We start from the raw sequence: 16,512 nt of genomic DNA, 5'->3' as shown, positions 1-16,512 counted from the left end.
GCCGGCGGCAAGACCCCGGGCTGCCGTTTCGGCCGGCGGCGGCTTGCCCGCAGGGTCGAGCAGGAAACATGACGCCCTGCTGGCGGAGGTTTCGTAGATGCCGGGCCGCTCGGCCGGGCAGCGGTCGAAGCGGAAGGTGCAGCGCGGGTTGAAGGCGCAGCCGTCCGGAATGGCGCCGAGGCGCGGCATCGAGCCCGGTATCTGCTCGAGCTTTTCGTCGGGGTCGCCGATCAGCGACGGGATCGCCGCCATCAGCCCACGCGTATAGGGGTGCTGCGGATGCTTGACGACGTTGCGCACCGCGCCGATTTCGGCGAGCCGGCCGGCATAGAGCACGCAGACCCGGTCGGCCGTCTCCGCGATCACGCCCATGTCGTGGGTGATCAGCATGACCGAGGTTCCGCGATCCCTGCACAGGCGTTTCAGGAGGGCAATGATCTGCGCCTGCACCGACACGTCGAGCGCCGTCGTCGGCTCGTCGGCGATAATGAGTTCCGGGTCGGCCGCCAGCGCCAGCGCTATGACGACGCGCTGGCGCATGCCGCCGGAAAACTGATGCGGGTAGGCGGAGAGCCGGGCGCCTGCCGCCGGGATGCCGACCTCGATAAGCAGCCGCTCGGCCTTGTGCGCGGCCGCCCTGGGCGACAGTCTCTCATGCGTCAGGATGGTCTCGGTCAACTGGTCGCCGATCCGGTAGAGCGGATTGAGGCTGGTCAGCGGATCCTGGAAGATCATGCCGATGCGGTTGCCCCGGATGCCGCGCATGGCGGACGGCGACAGATTGTCGATGCGCTGGTTGCCGAGGAGTATCTGGCCGCCGGCGACGCGGCCGGGCGGATCGAGCAGGCCGATTATGGCGGAACCGGTGATCGATTTGCCTGCGCCCGACTCTCCGACGACGCCGAGCACCTCGCCCGGCGCGATGTCGAAGGACAGATCGTCGATCGCGGTGAGCACGCTGTGGCGGGTCGGGATCTCGACCCGGAGATTTCTGACGGAAAGGGTTGGGGTCATCTGAGCTTCGGGTTGAGCGCGTCGCGCAGCCAGTCACCAAGGAGGTTCACGGCGAGGGCAAGGATTGCGAGCGTGATTCCAGGGAAGATGGTGATCCACCACTCGCCGGAGAAAAGATAGTCGTTGCCGATGCGGATGAGCGTGCCGAGGGAAGGCTGCGTCGAGGGAACACCGACGCCGAGGAAGGAGAGCGTGGCCTCGGTGATGATGGCGAGCGCCAGGTTGATCGTGGCGATCACCAGGACAGGGCCGAGCACATTGGGCAGCACATGGCGGAACATGATGGTTATGGGCCTCAGGCCGATGAGCCGCGCGGCAAGCACATATTCCTTGTTGGCCTCGACCAGCACCGAGCCGCGAACGGTTCGCGCATACTGCACCCAGAAACTCAGGCCAATCGCAAGGACGAGCACGCCGAAGACGATCTCGTCATACGCCCGCGGACCGGCAAGCGCCCGCGCCACCCCGTCGATGAGAAGGGCGGTGAGGATGGCGGGAAACGTAAGCTGGACGTCGGCGATGCGCATGATGATCGTGTCGGTGACGCCGCCGACATAGCCGGCGACGAGGCCGAGCGTCACGCCGAGCACCATGGCCAGGAGGACGCTGGCGAAGCCGACCGCCAGCGAGATGCGCATGCCGTAGAGGATGGTGGAGAGAACGTCGCGGCCTTGGTCGTCGGTGCCGAGCAGGAAGCCGGGCTGTCCATCGGCGGACCAGGCAGGCGGATAGAAGCTGTCCATGATCGAGATCGACGCCGGATCGAACGGGTCGTGCGGAGCGATTATCGGCGCGAACAGCGCCGCCAGAACGAGGATCAGGCTGACGATTGCCGAGGCTACGGTCAGCGGCGAATGACGGAAGGAATAGAACAGGTCGCTTTGCAGGATGCGGAGGAAAAGCCCGGGCCGCGCGCTTTTGGCTTGCGTCACTTCACTCATGCCTTCGCGCCTCCGATGCGGATGCGCGGATCGACGGCGACGTAGAGCAGGTCGACGATGAAATTGATCAGCGTGAACAGGAATGCGATTAGCAGCAGGTAGGCGGCCATGATCGGTATGTCGACATTCTGCACCGCCTGCAGGAACAGGAGCCCCATGCCGGGCCACTGGAAGACCGTCTCGGTGATGATGGAGAAGGCGATGATCGAGCCGATCTGAAGGCCGGTGATGGTGATGACCGGCACCAGCGTGTTCTTCAGCGCGTGGCCGAAATTGATCGCGCGCCGGGAAAGTCCGCGGGCGCGGGCGAACTTGATGTAATCGGTGCGTAGCACTTCCAGCATCTCGCCGCGCACGAGGCGCATGATCAGCGTCATCTGGAACAGGCCAAGGGTGATTGCCGGCAGGATGAGCGAGACCAGCCCGGAGCGGGTCAAAAGGCCAGTGGTCCAGAAGCCGCCGATCGAAACGGTGTCGCCGCGGCCGAACGACGGCAGCCAGCCGAGATTGACCGAGAAGATGAAGATCAGGAGGATGCCTATCAGGAATGTCGGCAGCGATATGCCGATCAGGCTGATGGCGAGGAAGAGCCGCGACAGAAGCGTATCCCGATAAAGTCCGGTGTAGACGCCCATCGGCAGGCCGACGAGCAGGGCGAACACCGCCGAGGCGAAGGATAGTTCCAGCGTAGCCGGAAGGCGCGAGGCGATGAGTTGGGCGACCGGCTGCTTGATCTGGTAGGAAATGCCGAAGTCGAAGCGCGCCGCCTTGCCGACGAAACGCGCGAATTGCACGTGGACCGGATCGTTCAGGCCGAGGTCCTCACGCAGTTGCGCCCTCTGCTCGGGCGTCGTGTCGACGCCGACGAGCTGGTTGACCGGGTCGCCGACGAACCGGAACATCAGGAACGAGATCAGCGCCACGACCAGCATGACGCCTGCCGCCTGGATCAGGCGCCGGATGGCAAAGGCAAACATTCAACAAGCCCCGCGGACTGTGCCGCCCGGACCGTCGGTCGGTCCGGGCGTGCGGTTTCGCATGAGGCTCAGTTCAATTTGGCCCAGTAGAACAGCACCTGGTCGTCGGCGCGCTGCACGATGTCGAGGTTCTTGCGCTTGCCCCACGCCAGCGACTGCTGATGCAGTGGGATGTGCGAAGTCTCGTCCAGCATGATCTTGTAGGCCTGTTGGATCAGCTCGTTGCGCTTGGCGGTATCGGTTTCGACCACGATCTGCTTGGCGAGTTCGTCGACCTTGGGATTGCAGTAGCCGCCGAGATTGAAGGGACCGCCCTTGCCGGTCTCGTCGCGGCAGGTGGCGAGGCTGACCAGTACGTTCCAGGAATCGAACGAGCTGGGGGTCCATCCAAGCAGGAAGAAGTCGGTGTCGTAGCCGCCCGGCGCCAGAACCTTGGCGAAATACTTCGCCTTGGGCTGCGCGTTGAGGTTCACCGTCACGCCGATCTTGGCGAGCATCGACACCACCGCCTGGCAGATCTGCTCGTCATTGACGTAGCGGTCGTTCGGGCAATCCATGCCGACGCTGAAGCCGTCGGGATAGCCTGCATCCGCGAGAAGCTTCTTCGCCGCTTCCACGTCGTAGGGCCAGCGCTTGAGGTCGGCGGCGTCATAGAGTTCAGGGGCGATGAGCAGCGGAACCGGCGTGGCGAGGCCGCGCATGACGCGCTTGTCGATCGCCTCGATGTCAATGGCCTGATAGAGCGCCTTGCGGACGTTCGGATCCTTGAACGGGTTCTTGCCCTTGATGTCCGAAGTCGGAAGCTCCTCGCGTATCTGGTTGAAGCCGAGATGGATGACGCGCAGTTCAGGTCCCGCCAGCGCCTCGGTGTTGGGGTCGGAATTGACGCGGTCGATATCTTGCACCGGAACCGGCTCGATAATATCGACGTCGCCCGAAAGCAGCGCGGCGACGCGGGTCGCGTCGGAGGCGATCGGCGTGAACACGACGCCGTCGAGATTGTGCTCGACCGTGCCGTACCAGTCCGGATTCGTCTTGAAGATGGTTTTTACGCCCGGCTCATGGCTTTCGATGGTGAAGGGTCCGGTGCCGTTGGCCTTGTAGGCGGACGGGCCAGGATTGGTGTCCTTGGCGGAGACGGGCGTGGTCGCGCCTTCGGCCTCGGCCCATTCCTTGTCCATGATGTACCAGGTGTCCCATTCGTAATGGAGAATGGGATTAGGGGTCTTGAGTTCGACCTCGACGGTGTGGTCGTCCACCTTGGTCCAAACCGAATCGGCTGGAATGCGGGTTTTGAGGTCGGAGCCGTCGGCGCGCACGCGCTCGGCCGAGAACACGACGTCGTCTGCGGTGAAGGCGTTGCCATTGGCGAATTTCACATCCTTGCGGAGATGGAAGCGCCAATGCAGCGGATCGATCGTCTCCCAGCTCTCGGCGAGCCCGGGAATGATCGTCAGATCCTTGTCGCGCTTCGTCAGGCCTTCATAGACATTGCCCAGCATGCCGAGCGTGAAGGTCTCGTTGAGCGAGTAGGGGTCGAGCGCGTTCAAAGTGCCCTGGAAGGCGAAGCGCAGCGTCTTGTCCTGGGCATTGGCCGAGAACGTCGCGGCGGTCAGGGCGCCGGCGACGAGGGAAGCGCGGGCGACCGCGCCTACCGCTCTGGAAAGAAATAATTGTCGATTCATGTTCCACCTCTTCTTTTTGATGATTGTTTTGATTTTTGTTGCACGGAAAGTCCCGTCGGGAAACCCCGGTCGAGATTAACATGTTGGAACACGAGGCATGGCGTCGATGGCCCAGGCCGCATGATCATGAAGCTGAGCCCCGAGCAACTTGTTCCCGGCGTGGAAATGGAGCGTCTGCGAGCCTGTGAAACTGGACTTCACATCCGCCAACTCACCTGTTTCGCCGCTCGTTCCCGGCGACGCACAGTGCATTTGAAGCGAGTGTGCAATATCGCTCCAGGCCGGTTGCGCGCCGGCCGAAATTGTGCGTCTATGGCGTGAGAAAAGCTTTTCCCAACGCATTGACGGAACTAAAATCGTCTTTTTGCAGGAGGACCGGGAAAAGCTTTTCCCAAAGATGCGAGCTGACCACAGGGAGGAACCTATGAGCTTGCAGATATCGACGAGGTACCGGTCGGCCTTGGCCGGCCTGCTGGCAATGGTAGCGTTGCCGGCCATGGCGGAAGACCTTCAGATGTGGGAGCGGAGTGGCGGCAATGCCGGCATGGTCGATGCTCTCGTCGCCGCCTGGAATGAAAAGAACCCGGATCGCAAGATCAATCTGACCTACATTCCGCATACGGATATGGTGCCGAAGATCGCGCAGGCCATCGCCAGCGGCGAGGTGCCCGATCTGATGGGCATGGACCTGATCTACGGTCCGCAGTTCGAGGCCGCCGGCCAGCTTGTCGACATCACCGACAAGGTCAAGGATTGGCCCGAGCTCAAGACCGCCGTTCAGGGCCACATGACCGTCTCGACCTATGAGGGCCGGCTCTACGGCGTGCCGCTCTACGCCGACGTCTCGGCGCTGTTCTACAACAAGGATTTGTTCCGGAAAGCCGGCCTCGATCCGGAGAAGCCGCCGACAAGCCTCGCGGAGATCCGTGAATATGCCGACAAGATCACCGCGCTCGGCGGCGACGTGAAGGGCTACTTCCTGCCCGGCTCTTGCGCCGGCTGCAACATCTTCACCGTTGGCCCCTTGATGTGGGCGAGCGGCGCGACGATCGAGCCGAGGGACGCCAATGACGAACCGCTCCAGGGCGATGGCGTCAAGGAGGTGCTGCAATGGGCGCGCGACATGATCAAGGCCGGCAACGTGCACGAGGACGCACGCGCCGAGACCGGCGAGACGTTCCACCTTCGCTTCGGCTCCGGCAAGATTGGCATGATGGGCACCGGCAACTTCAACATCACGCTCGCCAAGGAGCAGAACCCGAGCATGGACTTCGGCATCGCGCTCCTGCCCGGCGTGAAGAGCGGCCAGGTGTCATCCTTCGCAGGCGGCGACATCGTCGCCATTCCGATGGGCAGCAAGCGGATTGACGACGCGATCGACTTCATGAAGTTCCTGCTGTCGGACGAGACCCAGGTAGAGGTCTACGCCAAGATGCTCAACATGACGACCCGGGGCGACATGACCGAGAACAAGTACTTCCAGGCCGAGCCCAAGGTCCAGCAGGTGGCTAAGGCGATCGCGGTTGCGGAGACGCCATATACGCTGAAGTTCTTCGAGCTGATCAACTCGCCTCAAGGTCCGTGGCTGCAGATGCTGCAGCGCGCCTACTACGAGGACACCGATCTCGACACCATCATTTCGGAGGCCAAGGCACAGATGAAAGCCATAGCCGCGGAATAGCTTCTCCCGGGAGGGCTGCGGCGCCGCTTCACAGGCGCTGCAGTCCGCTCTTGAGCAATTGGCGGGCCTGTCCGGTCCACGCAGTCAAGCAGGTTCGATGCATTCGAAGACGAGCAGTTATGTCGGGCTTTTGTACGTCGCACCGGCGCTTGCCTTCGTGCTGACCTTCACGGTCTATCCCTTGGCGCAGATGGTGTGGATGTCGCTCCACAACTGGTCGCTGATCGCGCCCAAGAAATACATCGGCTTCGGAAATTTCGTGAAGGCTTGGAACGATCCGCAGGTCTGGACCTCGCTCGAATTCACGTTGAAATACACGCTCTTCATCACGCCGATCCTGATGATCCTAGGCTACCTCATCGCGCTGCTGACGGCGGAGAACAGCCCGATGCGGCAATTCACGCGCAGCGTCGTCTTCGCCCCGGTGGTCATCGGGCTCGGGGCGTCCAGCCTGCTCTGGTACTGGCTGTTCAGCTACGATTTCGGGCTCATCAACCGCGCCTTGATCGATCTCGGCCTGATCACCAGGCCGGTCGTCTGGTTCGGCGCCGACGCCGACATATCGATGTGGGCAGTCATCGTCTCCATCGTATGGAAGGTTATCGGCTTCGGTACGATCCTGTTCGTTGCCGCCATTCACGCCATTCCGGGCGAAATCGGCGAGGCGGCGATGGTCGATGGAGCCAGCTACTGGCAGCGCGTTCGCGCGATCACGCTGCCGCTCACGGCAAAGACCATCCTGCTGGTGACGCTGGTCAGCGTCATCGGTTCGCTGCTTGCCTTCGACCAGTTCTACATCATGACGGCCGGCCAGCCGCGCAATCTGACGGCGACATCCGTCTTTCTGATCTACCTCAACTCGTTTCCCTATCTGAAGCTCGGCTACGGTGCGGCCCTGTCGCTGATATTGGCCGGCATCATTCTCGTCTGCACCTTCTTGCAGATGCTGCTCAGCCGCAGGAGCCACGCATGAGCGCGCTCGGCGACGCGGCAGGGCAGGGCATGCGCAGCACCTCGGCGCAGCACCGCGCCCAAACCGGACTGGTCGGGCGCCTGATCAACGGGCGCCAAAAATATCTCGTGGCGGCGGTCTGCGTGGCCCTCTGCACTGTCATGCTGCTGCCGCTGGTCGCATCGGTGCTCGCCTCGCTGAAATCGACCGAGGAGGCGGCGGCGGTGCCGCCAACCTATATCCCGCACGGACTTAGTCTCGACAGCTACGAGCGGCTTTGGAACTATCAGGCCGGGCTGCCGGTCTATTTCTCGAACAGTCTCGGCGCCGCGGCTCTGACCATCCTCTTCTGCCTCGCGCTGACGATACCGGCCGGTTATGGGCTGGCGAAGTTCCGGATTCCTGGCAAGGAGGCGCTGTTCGTGGTGCTCCTGCTCGGATTGATTGTGCCCTATCAGGCGCTGCTTACGCCGCTGTTTTTCCTGTTCGTCCAGCTAAAGCTGCACAGTTCGCTGGTCGGGCTTGCCATCGTCCACACCGCGATCCAGCTGCCGTTCAGCATCTATGTCATGCGCAACGCCTTCGAGGCGGTGCCCCGCGAGCTGGAAGAAGCCGCGATCATGGACGGCTGCAACAGCTTCCAGGTGCTGGTCCATATCTGCCTGCCGGCGGTGGTGCCGGCGATGATCACCGTGTCGCTGTTCGCCTTCATCACCTCGTGGAACGAGCTTCTGGCCGCGCTGGTGATCATGAACAAGGATTCCTCCTTCACGCTGCCCTTGATCCTCGCCGCGGCGCGGCAGCAGACCAGCATAGGCGGCACCGACTGGGGCATGCTGCAGGCCGGCATCACCATCTCGATAATCCCCTGCATGGCCTTCTATCTGCTGCTGCAGAAATACTACATGGCCGGCTTCCTCAGCGGGGCGGTGAAGTAGCATGCAGGAAGCCGATCCACCGCCCCCGGAAGACCGCGTGCCGAGCCTCGCTTTCGGCGGGGCTCCGACCATCCGCGACGTGGCGCGCATCGCCGACGTGTCGATCGGCACGGCGTCGAAGGCGCTCAACGCCGGCGGCCGGCTCAGCCAGGAGACACGCGACAAGGTGCTGCGCGTCGCGCGCGAGATCGGCTACCGGCCGAACGATCTTGCGCAGAGCCTGCACCGGGCGAAGTCGCGCACGATCGGCATCATCTCCAACGACAGTTTCGGGCGTTTCACCTTTCCGATCGTCGAGGCGCTCGAGGAGCGGTTGGCGGAGGAGGGCATGGCGGTGTTCATGTGCAACGCCACCGACGATCCGGCGCGCGAGCGCCAGCACCTCGACCAGCTCCTGGGAAAGCGGATCGATGCGCTCGTGGTCACGGCGCGGCGCGCCGACAAGCGCCCCCCGATCGGCCCGCGCGCGCATGGCTTGCCGGTCATCTACGTCTTCTCACGGGCCGACGACCCCGAGGCTCTTTCGCTGCTGCCTGACGACGAGGGCGGGGCGATGCTTGCCGTCGCCCACCTCGCCTCGCTCGGCAGAAAGTGCATCGCCCATGTCACGGGACCCGAACATTTCGAGGCCGTGCGGCTGCGGCGCAAAGGCTACCGCTCGGCCTTGGCCGAAGCGGGATTGCCCGAGATCGAAGGCTTCTATCTCTCGGGCGTCTGGTCGGAGGCGTGGGGGCGGGAGGCGGCGGCCAGACTGTTCTCGAGATCGCAAACGCCGGACGCGATCTTCTGTGGCAACGATCAGATCGCCCGCGGCGCGTCCGACACGCTGCGTGAGATCGGCCTGGCGGTACCCGCCGACGTCGCCATCGTCGGCTTCGACAATTGGGACGTGATGGTGCTTGCGGCGCGGCCGCAACTGACCAGCATCGACATGAACCTGAAGGCGCTCGGACGCGAGGCGGGGGACAGCGTGCTGGAGATGATCGCCGGGCGGAAGCTGAGCGGCGTCAGGCGCCGGCCGTGTTCGCTGGTCGTGCGGGCATCGTCTAAGCCGTGAGCACGCAAATGCACTTTATTGCAGGAACGGAGACGTTCGAATGAATGAGTTCAAGCCGGTTCGGTTCGTCGATGTGGCGCTGGAGGGGCAATTCTGGCGCGAGCGGCTGGAGACGGTGCTGACGCGGACCATTCCCAGCCAGCACGTCCAGCTTGGCAAGCACGGCATCCTGGAGTCGCTGACGCTGCCGAACCCGCCCCCGCCGCTGAGATTTTCGCGCAACGAGCACAATTTCACCGTCCAGGTTTTCTGGGATTCCGACGTCGGCAAATGGATCGAGGCGGCGTCGTATGCGCTGTCGCATCGTCGTGATGCCGATATCGAGGCCAAGATTGAAAAGATCGTCGACGACTTGGAAAAGGCTCAGGCTCCCGACGGTTATCTGAATTGCTGGTACCTGCAACGCGAGCCCGACAAGCGCTGGACCAATTTGCGCGACAATCACGAACTCTACAATCTGGGACATTTGCTAGAGGGCGGCATCGCCTACTTCCTGGCGACTGGGCGGCGCAGGCTCCTCGACATCCTCGAGCGTTATGTCGAACACGTGCGCGAGACTTTCGGCCCGAACCCCGGCCAGAAGCGCGGCTATTGCGGCCACCAGGAAATCGAACTGGCGCTGATAAAACTCTATCGCCTGACGGGGGAGCGGAAGCATCTCGACCTGGCGGCCTATTTCATCAACGAGCGCGGACGCCAGCCGCACTATTTCGATCAGGAGGCTGTCGCGCGGGGAGAAAGCCCCAGGGACTTCTGGGCAAAGAGCTATGAATACAACCAATCGCATAGACCGGTGCGCGAGCAGACCAAGGTCGTCGGCCATGCGGTGCGGGCGATGTACATGTTTTCCGCCATGGCCGACCTCGCGGCGGAACTGAACGACGCCAGCCTCAAGCAAGCATGCGAGGTGCTCTGGGCCGATGTCATGAACTCGAAGATCTACATCACCTCCGGCCTTGGCCCGGCCGCCGCGAATGAAGGCTTTACGGAAGACTACGACCTGCCGAACGACACCGCCTATGCGGAGACCTGCGCCTCGGTCGCGCTGATCTTCTGGGCGCAGCGCATGCTGCATCTCGATCTCGACGGCCGATATGCGGATGTCATGGAGCAGGCCCTGTTCAACGGCGCTCTGACCGGACTGTCTCGCGATGGAGAGCACTATTTCTACTCCAATCCACTGGACAGCGATGGGCGGCACAGCCGATGGGCCTGGCATACATGCCCATGCTGCACGATGAATTCGTCGCGGCTGATCGCATCGGTCGGAGGCTATTTCGTCTCGGCGAGCGATGACGCAATCGCCTTCCATCTCTACGGCGGCATTTCGACGAACATCCGGCTCGCAACCGGAAACGTATCCCTGCGGGAAACCAGCGCCTATCCATGGTCAGGATCGGTCAGGATCGCGGTCAGCCCGGACGAGCCGGCCGAGTTCACCGTCAAGCTCCACATTCCCGGCTGGGCGCAGAGTGCCACCGCCTCGGTCAACGGCGAACCGGTTGACGTGAAGCGCGGCATCGAAGCAGGCTATCTGTCGATCAAGCGGATGTGGCGGGAAGGGGACACGATCGCCCTCGAGCTGCCGATGCCTCCGGAGCGCGTCTATGCTCATCCCTCGGTCAAGCAGGACATCGGCCGGGTGGCGCTCAAGCGCGGGCCGTTGGTCTATTGCGCCGAAGAGGTCGATAATCCCGGCGGGCGGGTGCAACAGCTCAAATTGCCGCGGGATGTCAGTATCGAGACGCAGGAACGCGGCGACCTCTTCGACGGCGTGGTCACGCTGACCGCCCCCGCGCAGCGCGTCGAAGACCGAGGCTGGGGAGACAGCCTGTACAGGAGTAGGCCGCCAGCCGTTTCGGACTGCAGCCTCACCGCACTGCCGTACTATCTCTGGAACAACCGGGCGAAAGGCTCGATGCAAGTGTGGCTGCTGGAAAGCTGAAATTCGGCGCTGCCGTTTCTCGCGCGCTCAAGGAGGAGGCGTGACCCGGTCGCGCTGACGAACTGCCGGTCGGGCGTGGCGCCTCAGCGCCGGGACCGCCGGTCCGGTTTCAGCGCAAGGCCGACGACCATTTCCACCAGATGTTCCTTCAGCGTCCGCTGGCCCTCGGGGCTGAACAGGGCGTTGCCGAATATCCGGGAGAAGGTCGCCCGGTTGGAGACGTTGAAAAAGCTGAGGGCGCTGATGTGCCAGTGCAGTTCCAGCGGCGCGACGTCATCCCGGAAAAGGCCGGCATCCCGTCCGCGCCGGCAGATCGCCTCGAGTTTCTGGATGGCGCCGGCATTGAGCAGGCGGATCAGTTCGGACTGTTCCAGATAAGCGCCGTCATGGATGTTCTCGATCATGACGATCCGGATGAAGTCCGGATTGCGGCTGTGATGTTCGAATGTGAATTCCGCGAGCAGCTTCAGCGCCTCGACCGGCGGCAGATGGTCGAGTTCGAGCTCCTGCTCTCCGGTCCTGACTTGCCGGTAGGCTTCCTCGAGAACCTGGCCGTACAGGCCCTCCTTGTCGCCGAAATAGTAGTAGATCATGCGCTTCGACGTGCTCGTCTTTGCGGCGATCTCGTCGATGCGCGCTCCCGAAAGCCCGTTTGCGGCGAACTCCGCCATCGCGACGGCAAGAATGTTCTTGCGCACGCCCGCCGGGTCCTGCTTCCAGCCGGCGCGGTTGTTGGCCGGTTTGTCGTTCATGACTGTCTGGCGTCCTCCGTCCTCGACGATTGCATCGCGACACGGTCAATAGCAAATTAACTGCCTGGTACAAAGCCATTGACCAAATTAACCGATTGGTACAAAGTAAGGCCGGATGTCGTGAGGAGCCGTAGAACGCGGTTGGCATCCGGGAGGTTTGTTTGGAGTCATCGGCCACGCACACGGCAGAGGATTGGGGGATTGCTCCCGATCCGCGTCGCATATTGGTAGGGCTGCTGGGCCGCGGCATTCAGCTGTCGCGCACGCCGGCCATGCATGAGGCCGAGGGCCGCGCGCAAGGCTACGCTTATATCTACCGTTTGCTCGACACGGACAGGATGGGCGATGAACCGCCGAGCCTCGCCAGCATTCTGGCATTCGCCGAATATTTCGGCTTCGACGGCCTCAACGTCACCTTCCCCTACAAGCAGGAGATCATGCCGCTTCTGGACGGGCTGTCCGAAGCGGCGGAGGCGCTCGGTTCGGTCAATACGGTCGTGCTGCGTCATGGCCGTCGCATCGGCCACAACACCGATATGTGGGGCTTCAAGGAGAGTTTCCGGCAAGGTATGGGGGGCGCGGCTTGCTCCAGCGTACTGCTGCTCGGCGCCGGCGGCGCGGGAGCGGCGGTGGGGCATGCGCTGCTCGACAGCGGCGTGGAGTTGCTGCTGCTGAGCGATGTCGAAGAGCAGAAAGCGGCGGCGCTCGCCGCGCGGCTCGCCTCACGCTTCGGCCTCGATCGCCTCGCTGTCGTCTCGGACCTTGGATCTGCGGCGGCGCGGGCCGACGGCATCGTCAACGCGACGCCGGTCGGCATGGCCAAGCTGCCGGGCATCCCGCTCGATCCGGCGCTCTTGCGCCCGGAGTGCTGGATCGCCGACATCGTTTATTTCCCGCTGGAAACCGAACTGCTCGCGCAGGCGCGCCGGCGCGGTTGCCGCACGCTCAACGGCGAGGGCATGGCTGTCTATCAGGCGGCGCGCGCCTTCGAGCTGTTCACCGGCATTTCGCCGGATGTCGATCGGATGAAGGCGGCCTTCGCCGCCTACATCGGTGAGCCCGCCGCAAGCGGGTGAAATGCCGGGTCTCGCCCGGCGGAGGACTTTAGAAAAGTAACAGGGAGGAAGACATGAATTTGAACACGACCCGTCGCCGGTTCCTGGTTGGAACCGGCATGCTCGCCACGGCTGCCGCCTTTCCGGCATTCGCACAGGACAAGCCGAAACTGCGTTTTTCCGCGGTGTTCTCCGAGCAGGACATCCGCGCCGAGATGATGAAGATGTTCGCCGACGCCATCAAGGACGACTTCGCCTTTGAAGGCTATTACGGCGGCAATCTGTTCAAGCAGGGCACCGAACTCGTCGCGCTGCAGCGCGGCAACCTCGAGATGGGCAACATCGCCCCGCAGGATATCTCGAACCAGATTCCCGCCTGGTCGATCCTGACTGCAGGCTATCTCTTCCGCGATGCCGCCCATCTGAAGGCCTTCTTCGCCAGCGATGCCGGCGCCGAGATGAAGCAGATGACCGAGGACCAGCTCGGCGTGAAGGTGCTCGGTCCGACCTACTTCGGCGTACGCCAGGTCGGCCTCAGGATCGACAAGGAAATCAAGACGCCGGCCGACATGGCGGGCGTCAAGCTGCGCATGCCCGGCGGCGACGCCTGGCAGTTCCTCGGCGAGTCGCTCGGCGCCAACCCGACCCCGATGGCCTATGCCGAGGTCTACACCGGCCTCCAGACCGGCGCGATCGACGGCCAGGACAACCCGCTGCCGAACGTCGAGAACATGAAGTTCTACGAGGTGATGTCGCAGATCGTGCTCACCTCACACCTTGTCGGCTTCGATCTGCTGACCGTGTCCAAGAAGGTTTGGGACGAAATGGATGGCGACAAGCAGGCCCGCCTCCAGGCGGCTGCGGACGCTGCGATCGACTTCTCGACCGAGAAGCACCTCGCGCGCGAAAAGGAACTCGTCGACAAATTCAAAGGCTTGGGTCTGAAGATCTACGAGCCTGATGTCGCGGCCTTCCGCAAACACGTTCAGGAGAAGTATCTCGCTTCGGACCTGGCCGCGAGCTGGCCCGAAGGCATGGTCGACAAGATCAACGCGCTCTAGGGATAACAGTCAGCGACCGCCGGCCTGTATGGCCGGCGGTCCGGCTCGCAACACCAACGAACCGTGACTGTGGGAGGCAAGCCGATGTTGCAACGCGTGCGACGCTTGATGGGATGGCTCTATCGGCGCGGCGAGAACCTGATCGTCGCCATGATCGGCGTTATGTTCGCCGCCTTCCTGCTTCAGGTCATCTTCCGCTACATCCTGCAGTGGCCCACTGGCTGGAGCACCGAGCTTACCGTCGTCCTGTGGATATGGGTCGTCCTGTTCGGTGCCGCATTCGTGGTGCGCGAAGAAGAGGAGATCAGGTTTGACCTGATCTACGGCGGGGTCCGCCCCCGCGTCCGACGCGTGATGACATTGGCCTCTGCGGCCGCGCTCATCGCTCTCTACGGCTACTCGTTCCCCGCGGTGTTCGACTACGTCACCTTCATGAAGGTGCAGAAGACCGCCTATCTGAAAATCCGCTTCGACTGGCTCTTCTCGATCTATGTGATCTTCGTCATCGCCGTTCTCGCCCGTTACCTCTGGCTCGGATGGCAGGCGCTCAAGGGCGAGGAGCCCGAAGAACTCGATCCCACCAAGGCGAGTTCCGGCGTATGACCTTCCTCGATCCGTTCTCCCTGACGCTGATCTCTATCTGCGTTCTGGCGGTACTCGGCCTGCCAATCGGACATGCGATGATCGCCTCATCGATCCTTTATCTTTGGCTGGCCGGCCTCGACATGGGAACGGCGGCCGAACAGATCCTCAACGGACTCTATACGGGGTACCTGCTGCTCGCCGTTCCCATGTTCATCCTCGCCGCCGAGATCATGAACGCCGGGACGATGACGCAGCGGCTCCTGCATTTCTCCAATGCCATCGTCGGCCGGTTCCGCGGCGGCCTCGCCCAGGTCAACGTGCTGCAATCCCTCATCTTTGCCGGCATGTCGGGTTCGGCGATCGCCGATGCTGCCGGCACGGGCAAGATGATGCAGCAGCTCATGACCAGGGATGACAAATATCCCGCGAGCTACGCCGCCGCGCTGACGGCCGCCTCCGCCGTGATCGCTCCCATCATTCCGCCGTCCATTCCGCTGGTAATCTATGCGCTCGTCTCGGACGCCTCGGTCGGCTTCCTGTTCATCGCCGGCATCGTGCCGGGCGTGATGCTGGCGCTGGCGCAAATGTCGATCGTGGCGATCGACGCCCGCCGGAAGAACTTCCCGGTCGAAGAGCCCGTGCCGCTGCGCAAGCTGCCGGGTCTCACTCTGCAGGCATTTCCGGCGCTGATGCTGCCGGTCGTCCTGCTGGTTGGCATCAGGGGCGGCGTGATGACGCCGACCGAGGCGGCGGCTGTCGCGGCGGGCTACGCCCTCTTCATCTCCGTCGTGATCTATCGCAGCGTCACCGTCCGGCAGTTCTATGGCGCGCTGTTGAACAGCGGGCGCACCACCGCCTCGATCGGCATGTTGTTGGCCGGCGCCATGGTGTTCAACTACGTGGTCACGGTCGAGAACATCCCGCATTCCTTGTCCGCGCTGCTGCTCGCCTGGGATCTCTCGCCGACGCAGTTCCTCCTCCTCGTCAACCTGCTGCTTCTGCTTTTGGGCTGCTTGCTCGAGGGCACCACGATCCTGCTTGTGATCGTGCCGGTGCTGATCCCCACAGCGCGGGCGTTGGGCATCGACATGGTGCATTTCGGCGTCATGGTCGTCCTGAACATAATGCTCGGGCTGATCACGCCGCCTTATGGGCTCCTCCTCTTCATCATGACCCGCATCGCGGAGGTGCCGCTACGCGACATCGTGCGCGACGTAGTGCCATTCCTCGGGGCCATGATCGGCGCGCTCGCACTCATCACCTTCTTCCCCGCATTCGTTCTCTGGCTGCCGCGTCTGCTCGGCTACCAGGGCTGACATGGAGACAGACATGACGAAGCCAATCTTCATCCTGAACGGCCCGAACCTGAACCGTCTCGGCAAGCGCGAGCCGGAAATCTACGGCGCCACGACGCTCGCGGAAGTGGAGGCCATGTGCCGCGAGGCGGCCGGGACACGTCCTGTGCGTTTCCACCAGTCGAACATCGAGGGCGAGATCGTCAACTGGATCCACGAGGCGATCGACGAGGGCGCGGGCATCATCATCAACCCGGCCGCGTTCACCTTCACCTCGATCGCCATCCTCGACGCGCTGAAGATGTTCCCCGGTCCGATCATCGAGCTGCACATCTCCAACATCCACAGGAGGGAGGCCTACTACCACAACTCCTTCGTCTCGAAGATCGCCACGGCGGTCATGGCAGGCTTTGGGGCTTCAGGTTACGCGATGGCGGTTCGTGCGATGGAGGAACTCATCGCGAAGTGACGCGATCGCAGGACGAGGTGAGCGGCAGGCGCCCGGCTCCGGTCAAGTCCGCGCCGTCACATCGCTGACGGCCAACCTCCACGCATTCGCATAATGTTTCCAACC

15 protein-coding genes are annotated in these 16,512 nt (G+C 63.0%); 10 read left to right on the top strand and 5 right to left on the bottom strand.

Going from position 1 to position 16,512, the window contains the following annotated elements; all coding sequences use genetic code 11:
* The 4 genes from MAXJ12_RS17515 to MAXJ12_RS17500 form a co-directional block, all read right to left on the bottom strand.
* The coding region (locus MAXJ12_RS17515; protein ID WP_008837267.1) for an ABC transporter ATP-binding protein at positions 1-1,014 on the bottom strand (1,014 nt) is incomplete at its 3' end.
* Positions 1,011-1,955: an ABC transporter permease gene (locus MAXJ12_RS17510; RefSeq protein WP_008837266.1), complete on the bottom strand. Its 945-nt coding sequence runs from the start codon at positions 1,953-1,955 to the stop codon at positions 1,011-1,013. The genes MAXJ12_RS17510 and MAXJ12_RS17515, both read right to left, overlap by 4 nt.
* The gene (locus tag MAXJ12_RS17505; RefSeq protein ID WP_008837265.1) at positions 1,952-2,932 is read right to left on the bottom strand and encodes an ABC transporter permease; all 981 of its coding nucleotides are present in this window, start codon (positions 2,930-2,932) and stop codon (positions 1,952-1,954) included. The genes MAXJ12_RS17510 and MAXJ12_RS17505 overlap by 4 nt, the downstream gene beginning before the upstream one ends.
* Before the next feature lie 68 nt (positions 2,933-3,000).
* The gene (locus MAXJ12_RS17500) at positions 3,001-4,617 is read right to left on the bottom strand and encodes an ABC transporter substrate-binding protein (RefSeq protein ID WP_008837264.1); all 1,617 of its coding nucleotides are present in this window, start codon (positions 4,615-4,617) and stop codon (positions 3,001-3,003) included.
* Positions 4,618-5,041: 424 nt separating this feature from the next.
* Between MAXJ12_RS17500 and MAXJ12_RS17495 the strand changes: the two genes are divergently transcribed.
* The 5 genes from MAXJ12_RS17495 to MAXJ12_RS17475 all read left to right on the top strand — a co-directional run bounded on the left by MAXJ12_RS17495 (position 5,042) and on the right by MAXJ12_RS17475 (position 11,190).
* Positions 5,042-6,298 (top strand): ABC transporter substrate-binding protein, encoded by a 1,257-nt coding sequence (locus MAXJ12_RS17495; RefSeq protein WP_008837263.1) that lies wholly within the window; start codon positions 5,042-5,044, stop codon positions 6,296-6,298.
* Positions 6,299-6,395: 97 nt separating this feature from the next.
* On the top strand, positions 6,396-7,271 hold the full coding sequence (locus MAXJ12_RS17490; RefSeq protein ID WP_008837262.1) for a carbohydrate ABC transporter permease: 876 nt from the start codon (positions 6,396-6,398) through the stop codon (positions 7,269-7,271).
* Positions 7,268-8,188, top strand: coding sequence for a carbohydrate ABC transporter permease (locus MAXJ12_RS17485; RefSeq protein WP_008837261.1), 921 nt, complete (start codon positions 7,268-7,270; stop codon positions 8,186-8,188). The genes MAXJ12_RS17490 and MAXJ12_RS17485 overlap by 4 nt, the downstream gene beginning before the upstream one ends.
* Position 8,189: 1 nt before the next feature.
* Entirely contained in the window at positions 8,190-9,245 is a 1,056-nt protein-coding gene (locus MAXJ12_RS17480) for a LacI family DNA-binding transcriptional regulator (protein WP_008837260.1), read from the top strand.
* A 40-nt stretch (positions 9,246-9,285) separates the two neighbouring features.
* Complete coding sequence (locus MAXJ12_RS17475; protein WP_008837259.1) at positions 9,286-11,190, top strand: glycoside hydrolase family 127 protein; 1,905 nt, start codon at positions 9,286-9,288, stop codon at positions 11,188-11,190.
* A gap of 83 nt (positions 11,191-11,273) precedes the next feature.
* On the opposite strand, the gene MAXJ12_RS17470 is transcribed toward MAXJ12_RS17475, so the two are convergent.
* Positions 11,274-11,942: a TetR/AcrR family transcriptional regulator gene (locus MAXJ12_RS17470; RefSeq protein ID WP_008837258.1), complete on the bottom strand. Its 669-nt coding sequence runs from the start codon at positions 11,940-11,942 to the stop codon at positions 11,274-11,276.
* A gap of 161 nt (positions 11,943-12,103) precedes the next feature.
* Between MAXJ12_RS17470 and MAXJ12_RS17465 the strand changes: the two genes are divergently transcribed.
* The 5 genes from MAXJ12_RS17465 (at position 12,104) to MAXJ12_RS17445 (ending at position 16,407) form a co-directional block, all read left to right on the top strand.
* On the top strand, positions 12,104-13,018 hold the full coding sequence (locus MAXJ12_RS17465) for a shikimate dehydrogenase (RefSeq protein ID WP_008837257.1): 915 nt from the start codon (positions 12,104-12,106) through the stop codon (positions 13,016-13,018).
* Between the two features lie 53 nt (positions 13,019-13,071).
* Complete coding sequence (gene dctP / locus MAXJ12_RS17460; RefSeq protein WP_008837256.1) at positions 13,072-14,058, top strand: TRAP transporter substrate-binding protein DctP; 987 nt, start codon at positions 13,072-13,074, stop codon at positions 14,056-14,058.
* A gap of 84 nt (positions 14,059-14,142) precedes the next feature.
* Positions 14,143-14,661: a TRAP transporter small permease gene (locus MAXJ12_RS17455; protein ID WP_008837255.1), complete on the top strand. Its 519-nt coding sequence runs from the start codon at positions 14,143-14,145 to the stop codon at positions 14,659-14,661.
* Positions 14,658-15,959: a TRAP transporter large permease gene (locus MAXJ12_RS17450; protein WP_008837254.1), complete on the top strand. Its 1,302-nt coding sequence runs from the start codon at positions 14,658-14,660 to the stop codon at positions 15,957-15,959. The genes MAXJ12_RS17455 and MAXJ12_RS17450 overlap by 4 nt, the downstream gene beginning before the upstream one ends.
* Before the next feature lie 13 nt (positions 15,960-15,972).
* Entirely contained in the window at positions 15,973-16,407 is a 435-nt protein-coding gene (locus MAXJ12_RS17445) for a type II 3-dehydroquinate dehydratase (RefSeq protein WP_008837253.1), read from the top strand.
* The last annotated feature ends 105 nt before the right edge of the window (positions 16,408-16,512 follow it).

The sequence above is a fragment of the Mesorhizobium alhagi CCNWXJ12-2 genome, assembly GCF_000236565.1.
Classification (GTDB): domain Bacteria; phylum Pseudomonadota; class Alphaproteobacteria; order Rhizobiales; family Rhizobiaceae; genus Allomesorhizobium; species Allomesorhizobium alhagi.
Note: the sequence above shows the minus strand (reverse complement) of the source record. Positions and strands in the feature narration are given on the sequence as shown.

What these genes read in the sequence shown, in the direction of transcription:
- MAXJ12_RS17495 (WP_008837263.1), top strand. Translation starts at nt 5,042, where the DNA reads ATGAGCTTGCAGATATCGACGAGGTACCGGTCGGCCTTGGCCGGCCTG.
- MAXJ12_RS17455 (WP_008837255.1), top strand. Translation starts at nt 14,143, where the DNA reads ATGTTGCAACGCGTGCGACGCTTGATGGGATGGCTCTATCGGCGCGGC.
- MAXJ12_RS17490 (WP_008837262.1), top strand. Translation starts at nt 6,396, where the DNA reads ATGCATTCGAAGACGAGCAGTTATGTCGGGCTTTTGTACGTCGCACCG.
- MAXJ12_RS17505 (WP_008837265.1), bottom strand. Translation starts at nt 2,932, where the DNA reads ATGTTTGCCTTTGCCATCCGGCGCCTGATCCAGGCGGCAGGCGTCATG.
- MAXJ12_RS17445 (WP_008837253.1), top strand. Translation starts at nt 15,973, where the DNA reads ATGACGAAGCCAATCTTCATCCTGAACGGCCCGAACCTGAACCGTCTC.
- dctP (WP_008837256.1), top strand. Translation starts at nt 13,072, where the DNA reads ATGAATTTGAACACGACCCGTCGCCGGTTCCTGGTTGGAACCGGCATG.
- MAXJ12_RS17500 (WP_008837264.1), bottom strand. Translation starts at nt 4,617, where the DNA reads ATGAATCGACAATTATTTCTTTCCAGAGCGGTAGGCGCGGTCGCCCGC.
- MAXJ12_RS17475 (WP_008837259.1), top strand. Translation starts at nt 9,286, where the DNA reads ATGAATGAGTTCAAGCCGGTTCGGTTCGTCGATGTGGCGCTGGAGGGG.
- MAXJ12_RS17510 (WP_008837266.1), bottom strand. Translation starts at nt 1,955, where the DNA reads ATGAGTGAAGTGACGCAAGCCAAAAGCGCGCGGCCCGGGCTTTTCCTC.
- MAXJ12_RS17480 (WP_008837260.1), top strand. Translation starts at nt 8,190, where the DNA reads ATGCAGGAAGCCGATCCACCGCCCCCGGAAGACCGCGTGCCGAGCCTC.
- MAXJ12_RS17470 (WP_008837258.1), bottom strand. Translation starts at nt 11,942, where the DNA reads ATGAACGACAAACCGGCCAACAACCGCGCCGGCTGGAAGCAGGACCCG.
- MAXJ12_RS17485 (WP_008837261.1), top strand. Translation starts at nt 7,268, where the DNA reads ATGAGCGCGCTCGGCGACGCGGCAGGGCAGGGCATGCGCAGCACCTCG.
- MAXJ12_RS17450 (WP_008837254.1), top strand. Translation starts at nt 14,658, where the DNA reads ATGACCTTCCTCGATCCGTTCTCCCTGACGCTGATCTCTATCTGCGTT.